Raw genomic sequence first — 22567 nt, forward strand, 5'->3', positions numbered from 1 at the left:
AGGCCGTGGATCTCGCAACGCTAATAGGTTTGGTAGGGGCTGCTGTGTTAGTGGGGGCCTCTGTAATCATGGGCACTTCGCCTGAGGTGTTTATGAACCCGACGGGGTTGCTGCTAGTGGTCGGGGGAAGCCTGTTTGTTGTGTTGGCGAAGTTTAGTATCACCCAATTTAAATTTGCCTTAAAAGCGGCGGCGCGGGCGTTTAAATTCCAGTTGCCTAGCGTTCAAGCAAGTATCGATGAATTAGTCGAGCTGGCGAAAGTTGCCCGCCGTGAGGGGATGATTGCGTTAGAAAGCCGAGAGGTGAATTCTCCGTTTCTTAAGAAAGGCCTACAAATGTTGGCCGACGGCTACAGCGCCGAAATGATTAAAGATATGATGGAAAAAGAGCGCCTGTTGACGCTGGAACGAAACGAAGCAGGCGGCCAAGTATTTTCGGCGTTAGGTGAAGTGTCTCCCGCGATGGGAATGATTGGCACCCTGGTAGGTTTGGTACAAATGCTTTCCAATATGGGCGACCCTTCTTTAATTGGGCCTGCTATGGCGGTTGCTCTGTTAACCACCTTATATGGTGCAATGATTGCAACGATGATCGCCAACCCGATCGCTCAAAAACTATGGGTGCGGATGAACCAGGAAGCCAAAATGCAGGAGCTGTGGATCGACGCGCTGATTGCCATTAAGAGCGATAAAAATCCACGAGTGCTTGAGCAAATGCTGAGCATCTATTTGCCCCCGGAGCACCGTGGCTTGCCAGGTTCAGGTGAAACCGGCCCTGCTGGCGAGCGAACGTAATCCATGGCGCAAAAACAGACCAATATTCCTGCTTGGATGGTGACATACGCAGATTTAATGTCGCTATTGTTATGCTTTTTTGTGTTGCTATTGTCGTTTGCAGAAATTGATGCTGAAAAGTTTCGCCGTGTGGCGGAGGAGCTATCAAAAGCCTTCGGCGTGCAGCGCGATGTTGAGGCTACCCAAATCCCTATGGGGACCAGTGCGGTATTCCAGCAGTTTTCTCCAGCAGTACCTGACCGCACCTTGTTAGACGAAGTGCGACAACGAACTACCCAGCAGCAACCACAGTTGGAATCCATGCGTAGCATGCTGGATGTACAACGACAGCAGCGAACCCTTCAAGTGGCCGCTAGTCTCGAAGATTTGCTTAAAGCATCGTCGTTAGAAGGTGTTGCCGACATTGAGGTCGATCAGTTTCGAGTGGTCGTCAGGATTTCTGAGCAGGGCACATTTGGCTCTGGTAACGCCGATGTCATGCCCGCGTTTGCTGATCTGCTAGAAGAGCTGGCAACGGTATTAGCCGCTGTCACCGGAACGGTTTCAATTGAGGGGCATACGGACAACGTGCCTATCCGCACGTCCCGTTTTCGAAGTAACTGGGATTTGTCCGCGTTGCGTGCGTCTTCTGTTGCAAACGTGCTTATTGCCACTGAAGAGCTAACGGCAGAGCGACTGATGATACAAGGCTTCGCTGATACTAGGCCGTTGGCTTCCAATGACACGCCTGAAGGGCGGGCGGACAATCGCCGCGTTGAGTTAAGGATCGATCTTAACGACTCTTTTGAAGAGCGTGGAGAGCGTTCCATTCGATCACTGCAGGGCATTACAGAGCAAAGCAGTACAGAACGTGATGTAGCTGCACAATTAGACAGTCTGTCTGCCGAGTAAATTCGGCAGCGGCGATAGAATCAGCTACGCTGATTGAGTTGGCGGACGTAGTGTTTGCGTCCTTAAAACGAGTTTACGCTAACTATCAAAGGAAAGGAGAACGGAATGGATAGTAAAGCAAGCGCACGTTGGGAAGGTGGACTCAAAGATGGTCAAGGCAATGTGGCGACGGAAAGTGGAGCATTGGATGCTGGCTATTCGTTCAAACAGCGCTTTGAAGGAGCACCCGGCACCACACCGGAAGAGTTAATTGGCGCTGCCCATGCAAGCTGTTTCTCAATGGCGCTTTCCATGATTCTTGGAGAGAAAGGCTTTACCGCTGATGCTATTGATACCAATGCGCGTGTAACGCTTTCACAAAGTGCAGATGGTTTCGATATTTCCAGTATTCATTTGGACGTTGTAGCCAGCGTAAGCGGTGCCGATGACGCAGCCTTTCAAGAAGCTGCTGAAACAGCTAAAGCGAACTGCCCTGTTTCCAAAGTATTAAATGCTGACATTACTATGGACGCAACCTTAAAGGGGTGATTCGAACGCCAGATAACGCCGAAAAGCGCTGCAGACATGCAGCGCTTTTTTATGATCTCTTTTTCGGGGAAGCACAATAGCCGCTTCAAGCACTTATGAAAAAGCGCTTATGAAAAGGCACTTGTGAAGAGGGCTTTGCAGCTAAGCAAGGCCCTATAGCAGTCGAGTTTAACAGGATTTATGTTTGCGAAAGCCGCTTGTTAAAACACGCGTTACTCGTCGTCATTTTCGCTGTTATTCATCTCAGTATCGCGTTCTGTATGAAGGTCATTGCCACGCTCATACTCTTCGGCACTTTCCAACGCTTCTTGAGAGGCGTTTACCGATATAATGTAATCTTCGCCATCTTCATCCTTGGTAAGTTCAAGCGAATCCCATTCGATAGCGACATCTTTTTCGCCCATACCAAGGAAACCACCAACGCCGACAACAACAGCATTAATTTGCCCATCCTCGTCAATGATTAAATCATTGATGGTGCCGATATCTTCATCGTTTTCAACGCTGCTTTTTACTTGATTGCCCGTTAGAGAATCCGAGTGGAAAGTGCCTTGCGGCGCTTGGGTCAAGTACGAAGCTTCCATGCCGGTGGTGTTTTCAGCATTGGCAGCGCCTGCTGCCAAAATGAATGCGGGTACCATCAGCGTACCTAAAAGTGCAGGTTTGATCATTTTCATTGCTCTTGCTCCTTGCGTTTGCATAAAGACATAACGTTTCTACGTCGATGTCTAAACAAATTAACAGCGAATAGTGTTAGCTTTTTAATCCTTCCTGGAAAGCTGTTGATATATTCCATGATATCGGTTGTTGAGTCGCTGTTATTCCTGGTGATAAATAATTACGCTTATTTTTAAATTAAGCGTGACTATTTATTTTTGGTATTTTAATACCACAATAAAAGTAGGCCAGAGCCTTTCGCGTCAATGCGATAAGGTACTTAGTAAGATAGACGTTATGACAAGTTTTACAATGACAGTTTTAATGTTTTTTTAATTTTTAAAGCTAAGTGGTTGTTGTATATCGATGCTCTTTAATGTCGGTTGTTTATAATTAGGCTGGATGTCGTTTTTTAACCAATAAACGTATCATTCTGATGCTTCAAACGCCTGCGACAGTCTATCGAGTTGACCCCGTAATGGTGAGTCGGCATATTCATGCTCAAGTGGCCCAATTAGCACAGCATCGAGGCCACATCATAAGGAGACCCCATGACAGTTGCCGCGCGGTATCAAACGCTTCGACAGGTTAAAAAATTGTGGGCTAGCAGTGTCGCTCTGGGAGCTTGGTTGTTTGCATCCAGTGCCGTTGCTAGTGAAAGTGAATTACCCAAAGGCCACTTTTTGCTCCCTGATGAAGGGAATATGGTGGGCGAGGTGTATACCGTTACGGCGAAAAAAGAGGATACCCTGCTCGACATTGCCCGTGAGCATAATGTGGGTTACGAAGAGATTCGTATGGCCAATCCAGATACCAGTATTTGGATACCTGGCGAAGGTACTGAGGTGAAAATACCCGGCCAATATATTCTGCCAGATGAGCCGCGCACTGGCATTGTGATTAATGTTGCTGAGCTTAGACTCTATTATTATCCAGAGGTGGAAGAGGGCAAGGCGCCGCGAGTAGAGACGTATCCTATTGGCATTGGTCGCGATGCGTACAATACGCCGCTGGGCATTACTAAGACCACTATGCGTCTTGAGAACCCTGCATGGTATCCACCTGAGTCTATTCGCCAAGAAGCTGCTGAGCGCGGTGATCCTGCGCCCGCGGTTGTTCCACCAGGTGAAGATAATCCGTTAGGGCAATACGCTATTTTGCTGGATATCCCAGGCTACTTAATTCATGGCACTAATCAGCCAGACGGTATTGGCATGCGTGCTAGCCGGGGCTGTATTCGGATGCATCCAGAAGACATTGAGTCTGTATTCTGGCGTGTTCCAGTAGGTACGCAGGTAAACATTATCGACAGCCCCGTTAAGGTGGGCTGGGAAAGTAACGGAAATGCCTATGTTCAAGCTTTTACGCCCACGGATGAACAGAGTTTTGGTATGGAAACGCTGTTAGAAGTGGTCAGCCTAATTGAGGCTCATGAAGGTAATGAGCACGGCATTGATTACGAGCAGGTGCGTAATGTGCTGGAAAAAGCCAATGGCCAGGTTGTTCCACTTAGCTAGGCCGTTCGCTATGAACATGGGGGGCGCTGAGCGAGGAAACGAGCTCCAGCGCCACCGCTTGTCGCACCAGTTCTGCCAAATTTGCAGCGTGCATGGCCTTCATGGCTCTTAACCGATAGACCTCGACGGTTTTACCGCTAATCTCCATGTGCTCGGCAATTTCACGACTGGTCATTCCTTCTGCTACATGAATCACAATGCGCTGCTCTTTCGGGCGTAGCGATTGGTAACGTGTTCGCAGCATTGCCAACTGCTGCTTAGCGCGTTGCTGTTGATGAGCATCGCCCAACGCCTGTTGCACGCTGTCAATCAACTGCTGGTGATTAAACGGCTTTTCAATAAAATCAAATGCGCCGTTCTTTAGTGCAGCCACTGCCATGGGGACATCACCATGCCCTGTCATCATAATGACCGGCAGGGTATTGCCTTGATCAACCAACTGCTGCTGCACTTGCAGTCCACTCATTCCTGGCATGCGAACATCAAGCAGCAGCGCGCCCAACTTATCGTGCTGACTCGCTAAGAATTGCTCGCCGTCATGAAACGCTTGAGCGGTTAATCCGACGGATTCAAGCAGCCAAACCAGCGATTCACGCAATGCTTGATCATCATCAACAACCGCGATAGTGGCGGTAGACTGTCGTTCAACACTGCTGGTCATTACTGGCCCCTGTTAATGCACTGATTGCGCATTCATATTGTTTCTGTGCGAAGTGTGATGTCAAAGCAGGCGCCTTTCGCGCTTTGTTGGGGGCGCAGAGTAAGCGCCCCGCCCATGCTCTCAATTAGCGAACGGCTAATTGCCAAGCCCATTCCCAACCCTTCATCGCGGGTGGTGAAGAAGGCATCAAAAATGGTGTCTTGATGTGCTGGCGCTACACCTGGGCCCTGGTCTTCAACGCTAAGAGTCAGCTGTCGATTGCCGCTTTTTAGCGCTGAAACGATGACCTGATCGGCACCAGGGGTATCACGGCTCGCGGTTAGCGCGTTGAGCAATAGGTTAACGATTACTTGCTCAAGGGCAATAGGGTCCGCATAAATACGTGGCAACCCGTGGGGCAATTGTTGGGTAAGTTGAACTGAGGCCTGTTTATACTGCCAGTCGCACAGTTGAAAGGCGGCGGCAATGACCTGTTCAAGCACCAGGGGCCTGACACAGTGGCTGCGTTTACGCACAAAGCTGCGCATATGGCGGAGTCGTTCGGCAAGACGCTGTACTTGCTCATCAATGCGGGCCAGTGGCAGTCGTAGCTCACTGGCGGGTAAGTTGGGCGTGTGCGTTGTTTTCAAAAGGGCGCCACTGGTGTAGTTGGCGATTGCACCAAGGGGCTGATTGAGTTCATGAGCAATATTAGACGCAAGCTCTCCGGCGGCAGCTAACCGATTGGCATGGGCAATTTGTTCTTGGTGCCGACGTGCCTGGGCTTCGGCAGCTTTACGCACGCTAATATCGCGATTAATTAATGCAAAGTGCCCTGGTTCTGCCCCTCGGCTGCGGTGGGTAAGCACGACACTAAGCACGGGAACTAAGCCGTGCGTGCTGAGCATTTCCAGCTCGCCGCTCCAGGAGCCATAGCGTTCAACGGCGGGGAATACCACCTGCTCCAATAGTGCCAACGAGTCACTAGGGTAAAGCGCTGACAGGGCAACTTGCATGGCATCTCGTGGGAGTGAAAAACAGCGCCGTGCCGCTTCGTTGGCACTAAAAATATGCTGATTAGGCCCTAAAAAAAGTACGTAGTCGGTAGTGGATTCGACCACCTGTGCTAAACGCTCTCTTGTGGCTTCGGCATGAACTCGGCGGCTCACGTCCCGAGAGACGCATAAAATATCAATTAGCTCGCCTGTGGCATCATCTCGGCGGGTTCGGCTGGTGGTTTCAAACCAGATGTAGTGACCTGCTTTAGCCCGAAACCGATACGTTTGCTGATAAAAACCGTCGTGATAGTAGACCCGGGGTGATTTGTTCAGCAGATCACTTAGGTCGGCGGGATGAAACAGCTGATAGGCCGATACGCCAATCAGCTCTTCTGGTTCGTACCCTAGTAAGTCTCGCGCCGCCTGGGAAGCATATAAAAAAGTACCGTCGCGGGCATGGCGAGATATCAAATCAGTGGTGCTTTCTGCCAGCCACTGATAATGACGCTTCTCTTCTTCTAGCACTGCATTTTGCGCTTCTAGGGCTTTGATTCTGGCGATTAATGTGGCTTCGTTACTGGTGTCCATAGTGTTTCAGCGCGCCGGGTCGAGCACGCCACCCAGTGAGGCGTTGCGCCTAAACCAACCAGCGATGCTGGCACGCGGATGCTGGGTTGGCAGTACCTCATGGGGAATGGTTTCGGATAAAAAACAGGCGAACGTACCTGCTTCAGGCACTACGCGGGCGACTTCCAGAGAAGGGGTGTCGGGGTGATAAATGACCATCTCTCCGCCGCCATCTAAGGGCCACTTAGGGTTTAAGTAACCGACGGTTGAAATAACCCGGTTAGCTCGCCCTCGAAAACTGTCTAAGTGGCGTTGATAAAACGCGCCGGGCGGGTAGTGGGCAAAGTGGGCCTCATACTCAAACAACCCCAGGAAAAGCGCTTGATTGAGGGATAGCTGGAGTTCTGCCATGGCGTCAAGGTAGCGGCGCTGGGCTGCGCTTTCTCTATCCAACCAGTGAATGGCATCGCCACGAATATCTTTGCGAAGGTGATGTTCTTTACCGCGGCCAATGCCTGCCTCATCAAGCACATCGTGTTCGGCCATATGGTTCAGCTCTCGGTGCAGCGCTTGGCAAAGATCAAGGTCTATCACGTTGTTACCCACGTACCAGCCTTGCTCAACGAGCGCATCAACCAGGGCAATATGGGCGATAGGGTTGATCGCTGGGGGGGTATTGCTACTGGGTAAAGAGTTTGGCGCTGCAGAGGCAATCATTTCATGGTTCTCTTAGTCGGCATGCGAGCTGCTTTTGGTAGGCGACTGCTTCTCTCAGGGTAGTGACGTAACGCCCCTGGTGGGCGCTGGTAAAGGTCAATTGGCATGCCAAACCCTTCCGCCAGTAGTTCTACCAGCATCATGGCAGAAAGCCCCCAAATCACGTGGCCGTCGACATGGTAGCTAGGTACGTAGTGAGCAACGCCATCTACCGTTATTACATCGGTGTGGGTGCGCTTGTCGTCTAGAAAATGACTGAGTGGCACTTCAAAAATGGTGTCTAATTCTGAGGGATCTGCTACCAACGGTAAATCTGGCGGAATAATGCCGACCCATGGCGTAACTCGGATGCCATGTAGTGAAATAACGTCTGATAACCTTCCCAAGGGTTGTACAAGGGAAGGCGCTAGCGCAATCTCTTCTTGTGCCTCGCGAAGAGCCGTAGCATAGAGGTCGGCATCGCAGGCCTCGCGTTTGCCGCCGGGAAATGCCACTTGGCCACTGTGAGTGCTGAGATGGCTCGCTCGCCGTGTAAACAGCAGCGTGGGCGATGGACGCTCAACAATAGGCATTAGCACGGCAGCCTCGGGCATTACAACGTGGTCTAGCCGTTGGGGGGAGTGCTGTTGCAGTTGTTTGCGTAGTTTCTCTAACATAGGGCTTCCATTTACTTTGTTCTCTTTTACCCAGCAGCGGTTATTGACGTCAAGTACGTTAAAGCCTTGCCCCATCAGCCGTAGAGAAAACGCGATGAATTTTTGTAGTCAGTGTGGTGAAAAAGTCCGTTTTGCTGTTCCTGAAGGCGATGACCGTTCGCGCTATTTATGCGATGCCTGTGGCACTATTCATTACCAGAACCCGCGTATTGTGGCGGGTACGCTGCCGGTGATTGACGATAAAATATTGCTGTGTAAACGGGCGATTTCTCCGCGTAAAGGCTATTGGACACTCCCCGCGGGCTATATGGAAAACGCCGAAACCACTCAGCAGGCCGCCGCACGCGAGACCTGGGAGGAGGCCGTTGCAGAGGTCAAACTGGAGGGGTTATACACGCTCATTGATCTGCCTCATATCAATCAAGTGTATATGATTTTCCGTGCAGAGCTTCTCGGTGGCTTTAGCGCAGGCCCTGAAAGCTTGGAAGTCGCGCTGTTCGAAGAGCATGAAATTCCTTGGGACGAGCTTGCTTTTCCAACGATTGAGCGCACGTTACAGCACTTCTATGAAGACCGTAAAAATGCGCACTACCCGCTGCACATCAGCTCGATTACCCCTGAAGATAGGGAGCGATATTTTGGCAGTGCCTAAGTTTTATTGCTGTTTAGGCGTTGCTAGCAACGTCATCTATTAAAGCCTTGTATTACTGAATTACAGCTCGGCCAATTGCCAAACATCATAGGCCACCTCTTCATAGGGGTGGGCTAACTTCAATGCCGCAATTGCTGCCCGTATATACTCATCGCGGCAAACAAGTTCAACCTTCACTTCTTCGACAGTTTCAAGTGACCCTACGTGTCCAATATGGGGGTGCGCGCCCTCTAGCGGGCGGAACTGGCCGGTACCGTGGGTTTGAAAACAGCAGGCCTCATAATCACCAAGTCGGCCAGCTCCTGTCTCAAAGACCGCTTCTTTAACACTCTCGGCATCTTCAATGGGAACAAAAAAAGCAAGCTTGTACATAGTCATCTTTATCCTTATTAATAAACCATGGCGCAAGAGCCCTAGTGAAGGCGTTGTGCGACAATATTTCAAATTATAGGGCAGTGAGTGTGTCAATGGATAAGTTTGAGGTGAAGCTTGATCAGGCGGCCAGAGCAGCTTGGATGTCTTATGTCGGCGGTATGACTCAGGATGAAATTGCCAACCAACTAGGGGTTTCTCGACCCGGTGTCCAGCGCCTGTTAGCGCTCGCAAGGCAAGAAGGGTTGGTAAAGGTCCATATTGACCATCCTATTTCTACCTGTATGACATTAGGCAGTGTGCTTCGCGATCATTTCGGCTTGGCGTATTGCGATGTTGTGCCCGCCGATAGCCAGGCACCTGAAAATGCTGCGTATTATTTAGCTGTTGCAGGTGCTGAACGGATGGCTCGTTTGGTGGAGCGCAGCGATCCATTAACGCTGTCTTTGGGGACTGGGCGCTCGGTTCGGGCTGCGGTAGAGGCTCTTAGCCGTGTTGAGCGGCCCCAACATCGCTTTGTTTCTCTGGTGGGTAATGTTGCCAGGGATGGTTCGGCTAACCGCTACGACGCGGTCATGCTGCTGGCGGATAAAACGGGCGGCGAGCGCTTTTTACTACCTGCACCCGTGGTAGCGGAGTCGTTAGTCGAGAAAGAGGCCATGCTGACACAGCGCCTGTTTAAAGCGATTGCTGATGTGGCGAGAGAATCTGAAGCTGCCTTTATTGGAGTCGGCAGAATTGATCGGCAAGCCACGCTGTTTCAAGACCACTTCATCAGCGAAAGTGAGCTAGATGAGCTATTAAGCCTTAAAGCAGTAGGTGAGTTGCTGGGCTGGCCGCTTAACGACCAGGGAGAGGTAATTGATTGCTCAATAACACGGCGAGTGACCAGTTTACCTCTAGAGCGGTTCGGTAAGCATCTTATGGTGGCAATAGCGGGTGGGCACGATAAAGCACCCGCCATACGGGCAGCATTGCGAGGAGGCTGGTTAAAAGGATTGATAACGGATGAAATTGCGGCGAGACAAATCGTTAACACCATTACGCAATGATTTATAGCGCAGTGCAACATGCAAATAGCTGAATGAATTAGCATAAAGTCTAAAAGAGTAGGCTTTGCTTTTTTTTGGCTTTCGTACGATCATTTGATCGACAGTTGATCAATATGATCAATTTGGCTGCGGTGCCAATAGCTACATTGCCAATAACCACAGTCCTTAATAACGACAGCGCTAATAACGACAATTCCAGTAATAGCTGTGCCGATAAAAATAATGCCAATATTTGCCAAGAGGAAAGCTGTATGCGTCTTGCCCGTCATTTACCCGTCACGACCCTAGCGGCCGCTATTGCGGTAGCTGGCCAAGCCCACGCTCAAACAGAAATCACCGTTGCCACGGTAAACAATAACGACATGGTCATCATGCAGAGCCTGACCGATGCCTTTGAGCAAGCGCACCCAGACATCACTCTGGACTGGGTCGTGCTTGAGGAGAATGTGTTGCGTCAGCGTATGACCACGGATATTGCCACCGGTGGCGGGCAGTTCGATGTGATGACCATCGGTACTTATGAAGTGCCCATCTGGGCAGAGCGTGGCTGGCTTGAGCCGCTGGAAAACTTGCCCGATGACTACAATGAAGATGATTTGCTGGCATCGGTACGCGATGGCCTAAGCCTAAATGGCACGCTGCACGCCCTGCCGTTCTATGCGGAAAGCTCCATGATGTACTACCGCACTGATCTGTTTGAGCAGGCTGGCATCGAGATGCCAGCGCAGCCCACTTGGGAGCAGGTACGCGACTGGGCCGAGCAGCTACACGGGACCGAAGAGAACCTGGCAGGTATTTGCTTGCGCGGTAAGCCGGGCTGGGGCGAAAACATGGCCTTTGTCTCGACGCTGGTGAACACCTTTGGCGGCCGCTGGTTTGATGAGCAGTGGAACCCGGAGCTTAACTCCGAGGCCTGGAACAATGCGATTGCGTTCTATGTTGACCTGCTAAGCAACTACGGTCCGCCTGGTGCCAGCTCCAACGGCTTCAACGAAAACCTAGCGCTTTTTTCTCGTGGGAACTGCGCCATGTGGGTTGATGCCACCTCGGCAGCAGGCAAACTCTACGATGAAAACGAGTCGGACGTGGCAGGTACGCTAGGTTTTGCGCCAGCACCCATCGCCGAAACCCCTAAAGGCTCTCATTGGCTGTGGTCTTGGGCGCTGGCGATTCCCGCTTCCTCTGAGCACAAAGAAGCAGCCCAGCAATTCATTACCTGGGCGACTTCACAGGAGTACATCGAGCTTGTTGGTGAAACGAACGGCTGGACCAGCGTGCCGCCGGGGACTCGTGAATCCACCTACGCCAACGAGCAGTACGTTGATGCTGCTCCATTTGCCGATTTTGTACTTAACGCCATACAAGAAGCTGATCCTACCGACTCCAGCCTAGAGCCAACCCCCTATATCGGCGTTCAATTTGTAGGTATTCCAGAGTTCCAGTCGATTGGAACACAAGTGGGCCAAACGATTGCCGCCGCCCTGACCGGTGACACCTCAGTAACTCAGGCGCTTGATAGCGCACAGCGAGCCACCGAGCGCACCATGCAGCGGTCTGGCTACATCGAACGTTAATGCACTCTTGCGTCTGCCCAGTTATGGGCAGACGTATTTCAGTGGTTCTAGCAGGTCTGTTTTCTTGCAGGTATTTCCATGAATAGAACACGTGCTTCCGGCCGAACGGTCGGCGGGCTAAGAACGCTTTCGCTTCAAGCGCCCGCGGTATCGCTGCTGCTGCTCTGGATGATTGTGCCCCTGGGCATGACGATCTGGTTCTCTTTTCAGCGCTATAACTTACTCATGCCCGGGATGACCGGCTTCGCCGGGCTGGAAAACTATGAATACTTGCTGACTGACCCTGCCTTGTGGTCGGCGATGGGCACCACCCTGTTGCTGGTAGGGTCGGTACTGGTAGTTACGGTGGTGGGCGGCACGCTGCTCGCGGTGCTGTTCCAACAGGAGTTTGCCGGGCGTGGCATCGCCCGCGTGCTGGCGATTTCTCCCTTTTTTGTCATGCCAACGGTGAGCGCGCTGGTATGGAAAAACATGATGATGCACCCCTCTAATGGGGTATTAGCGTGGCTGGCGCAGTCGCTGGGGCTTCCTGCACTGGACTGGTTCTCATCGCTACCGCTGACCTCCATCATCATTATTGTGTCGTGGCAGTGGCTGCCGTTTGCACTATTGATCCTGCTCACCGCCATGCAGTCGCTGGATGAAGACCAAGTGGAAGCAGCGCGTATGGATGGTGCTGGTCCACTGGCGATTTTCTTCTTCATTACGCTGCCGCACCTAAGGCGTGCCATTAGCGTGGTGATCATGATTGAAATGATCTTCTTGCTGACGATTTTTGCCGAGATTTTTGTCACTACCTCCGGCGGGCCGGGACTCGCGACCACTAACTTAGCCTATTTGATCTATATCCAAGCGCTGCTGGATTTCGATGTGGGCTTGGCCTCAGCGGGTGGGGGGATCGCCATCATTCTCGCCAATATCGTCGCGATTTTCGGTCGCTAAGAACTTAGAAGACTAACCCCGGTGACAGGGCGTCTTGGGAGCATTTCAATGACACTTCATCGTAATAGCATTGCGCCAGCTAACGCTCGCTCGTTGCCCATCAGGCAACTGGTCTTAACTCTAGTGGGCTGGTCAATTGCCCTGATTATCTTTTTTCCCATCCTGTGGATGGTGCTGACCGGGTTTAAAACCGAAACAGCAGCGATTGCAGATCCAAGCTTTATCTTTTCCCCCACCCTTGAGAGCTATCAAGCCGTTCAGGCACGCTCGGGCTATGCGCGTTTTGCGCTAAATAGCGTAGTTGTGGCATTTGGCTCGACCTTTTTAGCACTGCTGATTGCCATTCCATCGGCGTATGCCATGGCCTTTTTGCCCACTAAGCGAACCAAGGGCACGCTGCTCTGGATGCTGTCTACCAAAATGCTGCCACCTGTCGGTGTCTTGGTACCTATCTATTTGATTTTCCGAGATGTGGGGCTGTTGGATACCCGTACCGGGCTAATCATTATTTATACCCTGATGAACCTGCCCATTGTGGTGTGGATGCTCTACACCTTCTTCAAGGATATGCCCAAAGACATTCTGGAAGCCGGCAGGATGGACGGCGCGTCCACTCTGCAGGAGGTGTTTTTCCTGCTGCTGCCGCTAACGTTGCCGGGCATCGCCTCTACCGGACTGCTCTCAGTTATTTTGAGCTGGAACGAAGCGTTCTGGAGTCTCAACTTAACCTCGTCGAAAGCGGCACCGCTGACCGCGTATATTGCCTCGTTCTCAAGCCCTGAAGGGCTATTCTGGGCCAAGCTTTCAGCGGCTTCCACCATGGCAATCGCCCCCATCCTGATCCTCGGCTGGATGACCCAAAAACAAATGGTGCGCGGCCTGACCTTTGGCGCCGTCAAGTAAAGGAGTTCCCCATGGCAACCTTACAACTGAAGAACATTATCAAACAGTTTGGCGACACCAAGGTCATCAAAGGCATTGATCTCGAGGTGAACGACCGTGAGTTCGTGGTGTTTGTTGGCCCTTCGGGCTGTGGTAAATCTACGCTGATGCGCATGATCGCGGGCTTGGAGAGTGCAAGCGACGGCGACATTTTGATCGATGGTAAGCGAATAAACGATGTGGGCCCCGCCGACCGCGGCTTGGCCATGGTGTTCCAGAGTTATGCGCTATATCCGCACATGACGGTTGAGGGCAACATGGGTTTCAGCATGCGCCTGGCTGGAGTGCCCAAAGAGGAGCGCCGCGCCAAAGTGCTGGAGGCGGCCAAAATTCTGCAGCTGGAGCCGCTGTTAGATCGTAAGCCTAAAGCGCTCTCCGGTGGACAACGCCAGCGGGTGGCGATTGGCCGGGCGATTGTGCGTAATCCCAGCATCTTCCTGTTTGACGAGCCGCTCTCCAATTTGGATGCAGCGCTGCGGGTGCAGATGCGTATTGAGCTGGCACGGCTGCATGAAGAGCTAGATGCCACGATGATTTACGTCACCCACGATCAGATAGAAGCCATGACCATGGCCGATAAAATCGTTGTGCTACACGATGGCGTGGTGGAACAGGTGGGCTCGCCAATGGCGCTCTACCACCATCCGCGCAATCGCTTTGTGGCGGGCTTTATTGGCTCACCGAAAATGAATTTTCTACCGGTGACGTTGACCGGCGTAACGCCTGAAGGCGTCGCGATTCGTCTGCCCGGCGGCGGTGAGCGCAGCGTGCCGGTCGATGGTGCACACTTGGATGCTAACGCCACTCTTGAGCTGGGTGTTCGCCCAGAACACTTGGTACTTGATGAACAGGGGCCGCTGAGTGGGCAGATCAAAGTGCTTGAGCGCCTCGGCGGTCAAACCTCGCTCTACGTTCAAATGGACGATGAGCTGATCACTATTATGGCTGATGGTGATGTGGCCTACCGGGTCAACGATAGCGTGCGTTTTGGTTTTGCCCCCGAGCGCGCCCATCTGTTTGACGCAGACGGGCTAGCCCTACCTAGCCTGCAGCAGCACCCGTTAGCGGGGCTGACCCGCCAAGATAATCGCGCGGCTACGGAATCTGCCTCTCCGGGGGAGCAGGTATGAAAGCGCTGATTTTTGATTGTGATGGCGTTCTGGTGGATAGCGAAGCACTCGCTGAAGAGACTCTGGAAACCCACCTTGGACAGTGGCTACCGGATCTGGATATACCGACGTTGCTTAGCCAAGCGCTGGGTATGACGACGGCCAACATCCTCCAGCACCTGGAACAGCTAAGCCGCCACCTGTTGCCGCCCAATGCCGCTGAACTGGTCGATAGCGCCATAGAGGCGCGCTTGGCGAGGGAATTAACCGCCATTGCGGGGGCGCATGCAGCCATCAGCGGGATCGATTTACCCAAGGCCGTGGTCTCGAACAGCCGCCGTTGCCGCGTGCTGGCATCGCTCGCCACTACCCAACTGAACGGCGCGCTAGGCGATGTGCCGATTTTCACCGCCGAGCAGGTCGAAAACCCCAAGCCGGACCCCGCTATTTATCACTTAGCGGCCAGTTCTCTTGGCTGCCCACCCAGCCGCTGTCTGGTGGTAGAAGATAGCGTGGCAGGGGTAACCGCTGCTTATGCTGCGGGCATGCGAGTGATTGGTTTTGTGGGGGCAAGTCATGTTGATGAACAGCAGTCCTCACGGTTACTAGCGGCGGGCGCTTGGCGAATTTTGCCCCATATGCGCGGACTTCACGCTTTAGTAGACGAGTGGCAATCCCATTTGCAAGGACGAGATAACAATGAAACTGCTCAATAAACGCGCCGTCATTACTGGCGGTGCCCGTGGTATCGGTTTAGCCATTGCTCAGCGCTACCTCGCCGAAGGGGCGAAGGTCATTGTGGCCGATATCGATGCCAACGCCATTGACGATGCGCTCGCCACGCTGCAACAAGACGCTAGCGCCGAGCGTGTGATGGGTGTCGTGCTGAACGTGTGCGATCAAGCTTCTATCAACGCCATGGTGGAACGCGTTACCGAGCAATTTGGCGGGATCGATATTTTAGTCAATAACGCCGCAGTGTTTGATATGGCACCGGTGCTCGAGGTGACAGAGGCCAGCTTTGATAAGCAGTTTGCGGTGAATGCCAAGGGGCTATTTTTTACCCTGCAGACTGTGGCTCGCGCCATGGTGGCACAAGGCCAAGGGGGTAAAATTATTAATATGTCGTCTCAGGCAGGCCGACGGGGCGAGCCACTCGTCAGCGTTTACTGTGCGAGTAAAGCCGCTGTGATTAGCCTGACCCAGTCCTGCGGGCTGGGTTTGATCAAGCACCGTATTAACGTGAACGGCATTGCACCGGGGGTAGTGGATACGCCGATGTGGGAAGAAGTCGATGCACTGTTTGCACGCTATGAGAATCGCCCGTTGGGCGAGAAAAAGCGTTTGGTGGGCGAATCTGTGCCCTTTGGGCGTATGGGATTGCCGGAAGACCACACGGGGGCCGCCGTATTTCTTGCTAGTCAGGATAGTGACTACGTCGTTGCCCAGACGCTCAACGTCGATGGTGGCAACTGGATGAGTTGAGACGCCTATGACCCCTGATCTTGTTTCGTTAAGCCACCAGCTGTTGGATGCCGCTGAAGGCAAAGCGCGCTTTATGGTTGCCCTGGCGGGGCCCCCCGGGGCAGGCAAGTCTTATCGCAGCGCGCTGTTATGCGATGCGATTAATCAGCAGCGGCCAGGGCTGGCCGCCGTGGTGCCGATGGATGGCTACCACTTCGATAACGCCGTGTTGGGTGATGAGCAACTGCCGTTGAAAGGCGCGCCGCACACCTTCGATGTCGATGGCTTACATCATGATTTAGCGCGCATTCGTCGCGCAGATCAACCGGTAGCGGTGCCGGTGTTTGACCGTCCGCTGGATCTTGCTCGAGCCGGGGGGCGGTTGATTACTCCAGCGCACCGCATTGTGATTGTGGAAGGTAATTACCTGCTGCTGGATCAAGAGCCCTGGCAGGCGCTGCACAAGCTGTTCGACTGGACGCTGTTTATCGATGTGGACGATGCCGTACTGGTTGAGCGGTTGGTGAGTCGCTGGCTGTGCATGGGCCAAGATCATATCGGCGCCCTCGAGCGCGCTCATCAAAAAGACATGCTTAACGCTGAACTTGTAAAAAACGGCAGCGTGCCACCTGACCAGCGCTGGCGCTAGGACGCGGCGTGCCTAACAAATGACCCGGAGAGTGACGATGACCCAGCTTAATAATCACAACATGGGTGCCCTCAGCGCGGCGGTTGAGACGCCTACTTATGATCGGCAGGCCGTGACGCCAGGCATCGTGCATATTGGCGTCGGTGGTTTTCATCGTGCCCATCAAGCGATGTACCTAGACGCACTAATGAACCAGGGTGAGGCGTTTGAATGGGGCATTGTGGGGGTGGGAGTAATGCCCGGCGATAAGCGTATGCAGAAGGCCCTTGCTGCGCAAGACTACCTCTATACGCTCGTGGTGAAACACCCCGACGGCGAGTATCAGCCCCGTGTGATCGGCAGTATGGTGGATTACCTATTTGCGCCGGAAGACCCCGAAGCGGTGATCGAAAAAATGGCCGATCCCAGCATCAAGATTGTGTCGCTCACCGTGACGGAAGGTGGCTACAACTTCCATCCAGTGACCGGAGAATTCAATCTGGATTCTCCACAGGTACGTGATGATCTCGCCCATCCAGAGCAGCCTTCCACCAGCTTTGGCTTAGTGGTGGAAGCTCTGGTTCGCCGCCGGGCGCGAGGCATTGCACCTTTTACGGTGATGTCCTGCGACAATATTCAAGGTAACGGTGACGTGGCTAAACGCATGTTCAGTGCCTACGCCCGTGCCCGCAGCGCAGGGCTTGGTGACTGGCTAGCTGCCGAAGTGGCGTTTCCCAATGCCATGGTGGATCGCATCACACCAGTGACAGCGCCTACAGATATTGAAGAGCTGGACCAGCGGTTTGATGTAGAAGATGCCTGGCCAGTGGTATGCGAGCCCTTCACCCAATGGGTGTTGGAAGATCACTTTCCCTTGGGTCGCCCTGCGCTTGAGAAAGTAGGCGTGCAACTTGTCGATGATGTAGAGCCTTATGAGCTGATGAAGCTGCGCCTGCTCAATGCAAGCCATCAGGCGCTTGCTTACTTCGGCTACTTGGCAGGCTACCGTTACGCCCATGAAGTGTGCCAAGACCCGCTGTTTGTCGAGTTTTTGCTGGGCTATATGCGTGAAGAGGGCACGCCTACGCTGGCGCCAGTGCCAGGAGTAGATTTAGAAACCTATCGGCTGACCCTGATTGAACGCTTCGCCAACCCGCAAATTAAAGACACTCTGGCACGACTATGTGCTGAAAGCTCTGATCGTATTCCCAAATGGCTCGTGCCTGTCATTCGCCAGCAACTTGCCCTGGGAGGTGAGATTAAGCGCAGCGCCGCCGTGGTCGCCAGCTGGGCACGTTACGCTGAAGGCGTCGATGAGCAGGGAGAGGCTATCGATATTGTTGACCGTCTGCGTGAGCCATTGATGGCTATTGCCACTAACAACAGCACGTACGCCGCTGCGTTTGTCGAGAACCGCGAGCTGTTTGGTGACTTGGCTGACCAGCCTCGCTTTCTAAACGCTTACCTAAAGACATTGACGTCGCTGCATGAACGGGGAACACGGGCTACTCTTGAGGCTCTGGTCGCGTCCAAAGGAACGTTGTGATGTATATCGGGGTAGATTGCGGTACGCAGAGCACCAAAGTCGTGGTGGTAGATGTGGAGCGTGGCGTCATCCTGGGTGAAGGCAGTCGTCCTCATAGCCTAGACGAGGGAGAGCATGGCCGCCGGGAGCAGGCGCCAGCAGAGTGGCTGGCAGCGCTCAAAGGGGCTTTTTTTCAAGCACTTGAGCGTGCTGGCATTGATGCCAAGCAGGTGCGGGGGATTGGCGTTTCCGGACAGCAGCACGGCATGGTGGCACTTGATGCGGATGGTGTGCCGGTGTATCCCGCCAAACTGTGGTGCGATACCGAAACCAGTGCTCAAAACAGCGATTTAGTCGACCGGCTTGGAGGCGAAACGGGCTGCCTGGAGAAGCTTGGTCTGGTGTTACAGACTGGCTATACCGCATCTAAAGTGGCGTGGCTGCGGGAGCATCACCCTGACGCCTACCAGCGTATAGCCACTCTGCTACTGCCCCACGACTACCTCAACTTCTGGCTGACCGGTGAGCGGGTCACCGAGGCGGGTGATGCATCGGGCACCGGTTATTTCGATACCCGTGCCCAATGCTGGCAGAAAGAGGTATTTGCAGCCATTGCGCCGGAACTTGACCCTGACCGTGTGCTGCCTCGTCTTATCCAGGCGCACGAGCCAGCAGGGCGAGTGCGCCCGCTAGTGGCGCAAGAGTTGGGGCTTCATGATGATGTGGTGGTGTCTTCTGGCGGCGGCGACAACATGCTGGGCGCAATTGGCACCGGTAATATTACTCAGGGGCTGGTAACGCTTAGTTTAGGAACCTCCGGCACGGTGTGCGCTTATTCACCTAATTCGGTGGTGTGCGACAGCGCCATGGTGGCCAACTTCTGTGCCAGCCACGGTGGCTGGCTGCCGTTAATCTGTACTATGAACGTTACCTCTGCGACTACTCGCGTGCGTGAGCTGTTTGGGCTGGACTTAGCTACCTTCAGCGAGCAGGTGGCAAGCGCCCCGATTGGGGCCGAGGGAGTGATTGTACTGCCGTTTTTTAACGGCGAACGGGTGCCGATGCTGCCCAATGCGACTGGCGACTTCCTTGGCTTGACCAGCCTTAATATGACTCAAGCTAACCTCTGCCGAGGGGTGATGGAAGGCGCTACCTTTGGCCTGCGCTATGGTTTGGAATTATTAGGTGATCTAGCTGACGGCACCAGCCAGATTAGGCTGATTGGCGGCGGTGCCAAGAGCCCAGTCTGGCGGCAAATGGTGGCTGACATTACTAATACCCAGGTAATCTGCCCAGAGATTACCGATGCCGCCGCGTTAGGGGCAGCCATTCAAGCGGCTTGGTGCGACTTACATCAGGAGGGTGTGACCCTGGCATCGCTTTGTGAGCGCTTGGTGCACCTGGATGCCGCTTCCCTTGCGGATCCTGATGCTGAGCGTGTTTCTGCTTATGAGGTGATTTATCAGCGTTATCGCGAGGCGCTTGCTCAGCGTCATGGCGTTTAATAATGCGGATTGCCTAGAAAGATATTGCTTTGCCTTGTACCGTTTAAGGAGAGATACGGAGTACACGCTACGCTTGAGCGGAGAGAGTCATGGATGCCACTTTGCGCGATTTACTAGATGCGCTGGGATTAATCCCCACTGATAAGCTTCAGCCACTCAGTGGTGGTGACATAGCCGCTGTTTACGCCTTAACTACCCGCCAAGGGCAAGTCGTTATCAAACACGACGATTCCGCGCGATTGCTTGGTGAAGCAGAAGGACTCCGCGCGCTCAAGGGGGCGGGCACTTCATTAGTGATACCTGAGGTGCTGGGAGAGACGATGGGGTGGCTGGTGATAGAGTCACTCGATACCCAACCCGCAAATACCCAAAGTAGCGTCGCTTTAGGCGAAGGGCTGCGTGAGTTGCATGGTGTGATAGGTGATGCCCATGGCTGGCATCAGGACAATGCGTGTGGGCGTACGCCCCAACCCAACTCCCCACTGGCAGATGGTCGTGCGTTTCAGCGCGAACGGCGTCTACTGCCTCTTACTCAAGCTTGTTATCAGCAGGGCCTACTGAATGGCGCGTTGTGCCGCCGTGTTGAACACCAAGCAGAGCAACTAGAAACATGGCTGCCAGATTCGCCTGCCAGCCTTATTCACGGTGACCTATGGTCGGGTAATGTGCTGACGACCACTAGAGGGCCAGCACTGATTGATCCTGCTGTTTATCGCCATTATCCCGACGTTGATTTGGCCATGCTGGCCCTGTTTGGGTCGCCTGGTGCACCTTTTTTGATGCTTACTGGAACGGCGATAAGCCAACCGACTGGCCAAGACGCGAAGCGCTGTTTCAGCTTTATCCATTGCTTAACCATCTACTGTTATTTGGTTCAGAGTATCGCAGTGCCGTTGAACGCTGTGTAGCAGTGTTGGAAGCTTTTGAGAGTTAATGGGTCAGCGTTTGACGGAGCAATAGTGGTGATGGTGCTGCTTTTCTCGCTTTATTAGCTATCTGTTTGGATTGCCAATCACTCTCGCATGTTGTTGAGAGACTCAAACGCTCACTTGAGTTAGCGTGTTATTACATTAGCTGTAACACAGTTCACTTAATATTCGAGTGAGCAAAAGGAGCGCTAAAAAGCTGCAAGCTCATGGGGCTTTGGACTAAGGTAATAAAGAGTCTTGTGTAGTGCGGTTATCTATACGTGACGCTGTTCATATATTTAGGCTAAGTTCAAGCCTAGCATACATACATGAATGTAACTATAATGCCACCTTTCAGAATGGCTATCATTATCGCCACCCTACGTTGACACCTAGAGGCAATCCCATGCGACTGGCACACTGGGCAGTCAATGCCCCTTTTCGTCCCCTGCTATTAGCAGTGCTGACATCTTCTTTCATCCTGCCTGCTCAAGCGGCAGATTTAGTCAATATCACCCGCGATGCGCTTAACAATAACGCTGCCTTGGCCTCAGCACGCGCTGAGTTTTCAAGTGTTGAAGCGGCAAGCGATGTGGCAAGTGGTGCCCTGTTGCCTCAGGTAAATGCCTCTGGCAATGTCATTCATAACCAGAAGTACGAAAGCCAGTCCTCATCAAGAGGGGAGCAGAGTGCTGGTGCTGCTTCTAATGTAGATGGTGGGGGTGTTGGCGATGATCGTTATAATACGGCGTCGTTAAAGCTTGAAGCGACCCAGGCACTATTTAATGCCGTCACGCGTGAGGAAGTGAATCAGGCTGAGCGTCAGATTGATCAACAAGTGTACCTATTGGCCGCTACTGAACAGCAATTGTTGATTGATGTTGCTACCGCTTATTTTGATATTTTACGTGCCCATGAAGTGCTCGAAGCGCGCTTAGCTCAAGAGCGTGCGATTGGCCGCCAGTTAGAACAGGCCCAGGAACAGTTTGAAGTTGGCCTCATTGCCATCACTGAAGTAGAGGAAGCGCGGGCGAGTTTTGATCAATCCCGCGCTGATCGCATTGCTGGAGAAAGTAATCTTCAGGTGGCATTTGAGGTGCTTGAACAACTAACTGGGCAACGTTATGCCAATATCGATGCACTTGGCGACAGCATGCCTATCGCCCTGCCGAGCCCCACGGATCGTAACTATTGGGTAGAGCAAGCAATAGAGCGTAATCCGCAGGTATTAGCGCAGCAGGCGGGTATTGAGCTTTCTCGCGTGGGCGTCGAGCTGGCGCGTGCCGGACGTATGCCGACGGTTCAAGCATTTGCTAACTACCAGTACTCGGACAGCGATAGTGATTTGGTGAGTGGCTACAACACATCAAGCCAAGTGGGTGTCTCAGCGAACTTGCCTATTTATACCGGTGGCAGCACCAGCGCTCGTATCCGCCAAGGTACCTTCCAGTTAGAAAGTAGCCAATACGATTTCGAGTCCCAACGCCGTACGACTATCCAGCAAGTGCGTTCACTCTATACCCAGGTCAGCAACAACGTCGATACCGTTGAGGCTCGTCAGCAGGCAATCGTCTCTAACCGCAGTGCTTTAGAAGCTACCCGTGCCGGTTATGAAGTAGGCACACGTAATATCGTGGACGTGTTGAACGCTGAACAAAACCTCTATAACGCTATCGCCAACTATGCTGAAGCGCGTTATGACTATGTGGTGAACTTGCTCTCTCTGCGTCAGCAGGCGGGCCTGTTAGACGTTGAGGCGATTGAAGAAGTCAATGCGTGGCTAACGGGGGATGAGGTGAACTTCACGCTGCCCGAAAGCGGCGACCCCGACGCCTACCAGCGGGCTATGGATATTGGCGCTCCACCCACGCCGGGCGCATAAGCTAGCGAGTTGTTAGTTTTCTAACATATTAAACAAAACACGCGCTG

At 53.0% G+C, this 22567-nt stretch carries 22 protein-coding genes and 1 pseudogene; 17 read left to right on the forward strand and 6 right to left on the reverse strand.

Features of this window, described 5'->3' with window-relative positions; all coding sequences use genetic code 11:
- Window positions 1-5: 5 nt before the first annotated feature.
- The 3 genes from K7H08_RS05530 (at window position 6) to K7H08_RS05540 (ending at window position 2213) form a co-directional block, all read left to right on the forward strand.
- Entirely contained in the window at window positions 6-794 is a 789-nt protein-coding gene (locus K7H08_RS05530) for a MotA/TolQ/ExbB proton channel family protein (RefSeq protein WP_231657415.1), read from the forward strand.
- Between the two features lie 3 nt (window positions 795-797).
- Entirely contained in the window at window positions 798-1685 is an 888-nt protein-coding gene (locus tag K7H08_RS05535; protein ID WP_231657416.1) for a flagellar motor protein MotB, read from the forward strand.
- A gap of 105 nt (window positions 1686-1790) precedes the next feature.
- Window positions 1791-2213: an OsmC family protein gene (locus K7H08_RS05540; protein ID WP_038482328.1), complete on the forward strand. Its 423-nt coding sequence runs from the start codon at window positions 1791-1793 to the stop codon at window positions 2211-2213.
- 212 nt (window positions 2214-2425) lie between these two features.
- Here the strand turns inward: K7H08_RS05540 and K7H08_RS05545 are convergent, their stop codons facing one another.
- Window positions 2426-2890: a PRC-barrel domain-containing protein gene (locus K7H08_RS05545; RefSeq protein WP_231657417.1), complete on the reverse strand. Its 465-nt coding sequence runs from the start codon at window positions 2888-2890 to the stop codon at window positions 2426-2428.
- Between the two features lie 531 nt (window positions 2891-3421).
- On the opposite strand from K7H08_RS05545, the gene K7H08_RS05550 reads away from it, so the two are divergent.
- Entirely contained in the window at window positions 3422-4387 is a 966-nt protein-coding gene (locus tag K7H08_RS05550; protein ID WP_038482333.1) for a L,D-transpeptidase family protein, read from the forward strand.
- Here the strand turns inward: K7H08_RS05550 and K7H08_RS05555 are convergent.
- From K7H08_RS05555 to K7H08_RS05570, 4 genes are read right to left on the reverse strand one after another with little or no spacing between them, the layout of a single operon-like run.
- Window positions 4380-5048, reverse strand: a complete 669-nt coding sequence (locus tag K7H08_RS05555; protein WP_038482337.1) for a response regulator transcription factor — start codon at window positions 5046-5048, stop codon at window positions 4380-4382. The two genes, K7H08_RS05550 and K7H08_RS05555, sit on opposite strands and share 8 nt — an antisense overlap.
- A gap of 32 nt (window positions 5049-5080) precedes the next feature.
- Window positions 5081-6613: a PAS domain-containing sensor histidine kinase gene (locus K7H08_RS05560; RefSeq protein WP_120385535.1), complete on the reverse strand. Its 1533-nt coding sequence runs from the start codon at window positions 6611-6613 to the stop codon at window positions 5081-5083.
- A gap of 6 nt (window positions 6614-6619) precedes the next feature.
- Window positions 6620-7309: a 2OG-Fe(II) oxygenase gene (locus K7H08_RS05565; protein ID WP_231657418.1), complete on the reverse strand. Its 690-nt coding sequence runs from the start codon at window positions 7307-7309 to the stop codon at window positions 6620-6622.
- Window positions 7306-7965, reverse strand: coding sequence for a CoA pyrophosphatase (locus K7H08_RS05570; protein WP_198361489.1), 660 nt, complete (start codon window positions 7963-7965; stop codon window positions 7306-7308). The genes K7H08_RS05565 and K7H08_RS05570 overlap by 4 nt, the downstream gene beginning before the upstream one ends.
- Before the next feature lie 94 nt (window positions 7966-8059).
- On the opposite strand from K7H08_RS05570, the gene K7H08_RS05575 reads away from it, so the two are divergent.
- A complete protein-coding gene (locus K7H08_RS05575) occupies window positions 8060-8617 on the forward strand; it encodes an NUDIX hydrolase (RefSeq protein ID WP_089038795.1) in 558 nt (185 codons plus the stop codon).
- Between the two features lie 60 nt (window positions 8618-8677).
- Here the strand turns inward: K7H08_RS05575 and K7H08_RS05580 are convergent, their stop codons facing one another.
- On the reverse strand, window positions 8678-8989 hold the full coding sequence (locus K7H08_RS05580) for an NGG1p interacting factor NIF3 (RefSeq protein ID WP_120385533.1): 312 nt from the start codon (window positions 8987-8989) through the stop codon (window positions 8678-8680).
- A gap of 95 nt (window positions 8990-9084) precedes the next feature.
- On the opposite strand from K7H08_RS05580, the gene K7H08_RS05585 reads away from it, so the two are divergent.
- From K7H08_RS05585 to K7H08_RS05640, 12 genes and pseudogenes are all read left to right on the forward strand, one after another.
- Entirely contained in the window at window positions 9085-10041 is a 957-nt protein-coding gene (locus K7H08_RS05585; protein ID WP_231657419.1) for a sugar-binding transcriptional regulator, read from the forward strand.
- A gap of 251 nt (window positions 10042-10292) precedes the next feature.
- Window positions 10293-11615, forward strand: coding sequence for an ABC transporter substrate-binding protein (locus K7H08_RS05590; RefSeq protein WP_231657420.1), 1323 nt, complete (start codon window positions 10293-10295; stop codon window positions 11613-11615).
- 78 nt (window positions 11616-11693) lie between these two features.
- Window positions 11694-12557: a carbohydrate ABC transporter permease gene (locus tag K7H08_RS05595; protein WP_442908337.1), complete on the forward strand. Its 864-nt coding sequence runs from the start codon at window positions 11694-11696 to the stop codon at window positions 12555-12557.
- A 48-nt stretch (window positions 12558-12605) separates the two neighbouring features.
- Window positions 12606-13460 (forward strand): carbohydrate ABC transporter permease, encoded by an 855-nt coding sequence (locus tag K7H08_RS05600; protein WP_083001876.1) that lies wholly within the window; start codon window positions 12606-12608, stop codon window positions 13458-13460.
- An 11-nt stretch (window positions 13461-13471) separates the two neighbouring features.
- Entirely contained in the window at window positions 13472-14629 is a 1158-nt protein-coding gene (locus K7H08_RS05605) for an ABC transporter ATP-binding protein (protein WP_231657421.1), read from the forward strand.
- On the forward strand, window positions 14626-15324 hold the full coding sequence (locus K7H08_RS05610; RefSeq protein WP_231657422.1) for an HAD family hydrolase: 699 nt from the start codon (window positions 14626-14628) through the stop codon (window positions 15322-15324). The genes K7H08_RS05605 and K7H08_RS05610 overlap by 4 nt, the downstream gene beginning before the upstream one ends.
- Entirely contained in the window at window positions 15308-16093 is a 786-nt protein-coding gene (locus K7H08_RS05615) for an L-iditol 2-dehydrogenase (RefSeq protein WP_231657423.1), read from the forward strand. The genes K7H08_RS05610 and K7H08_RS05615 overlap by 17 nt, the downstream gene beginning before the upstream one ends.
- A gap of 7 nt (window positions 16094-16100) precedes the next feature.
- Window positions 16101-16721 (forward strand): nucleoside/nucleotide kinase family protein, encoded by a 621-nt coding sequence (locus tag K7H08_RS05620; RefSeq protein ID WP_231657424.1) that lies wholly within the window; start codon window positions 16101-16103, stop codon window positions 16719-16721.
- 37 nt (window positions 16722-16758) lie between these two features.
- A complete protein-coding gene (locus K7H08_RS05625) occupies window positions 16759-18246 on the forward strand; it encodes a mannitol dehydrogenase family protein (protein ID WP_231657425.1) in 1488 nt (495 codons plus the stop codon).
- On the forward strand, window positions 18246-19730 hold the full coding sequence (gene xylB / locus K7H08_RS05630; protein WP_231657426.1) for a xylulokinase: 1485 nt from the start codon (window positions 18246-18248) through the stop codon (window positions 19728-19730). The genes K7H08_RS05625 and xylB overlap by 1 nt, the downstream gene beginning before the upstream one ends.
- Window positions 19731-19819: 89 nt before the next feature.
- Window positions 19820-20664: pseudogene (locus tag K7H08_RS05635) on the forward strand (fructosamine kinase family protein).
- 380 nt (window positions 20665-21044) lie between these two features.
- A complete protein-coding gene (locus tag K7H08_RS05640) occupies window positions 21045-22520 on the forward strand; it encodes a TolC family outer membrane protein (RefSeq protein WP_198348462.1) in 1476 nt (491 codons plus the stop codon).
- Window positions 22521-22567 lie beyond the last annotated feature (47 nt).

The sequence above is a fragment of the Halomonas sp. IOP_6 genome, assembly GCF_021151565.1.
Taxonomy (GTDB): Bacteria; Pseudomonadota; Gammaproteobacteria; order Pseudomonadales; family Halomonadaceae; genus Vreelandella; species Vreelandella alkaliphila.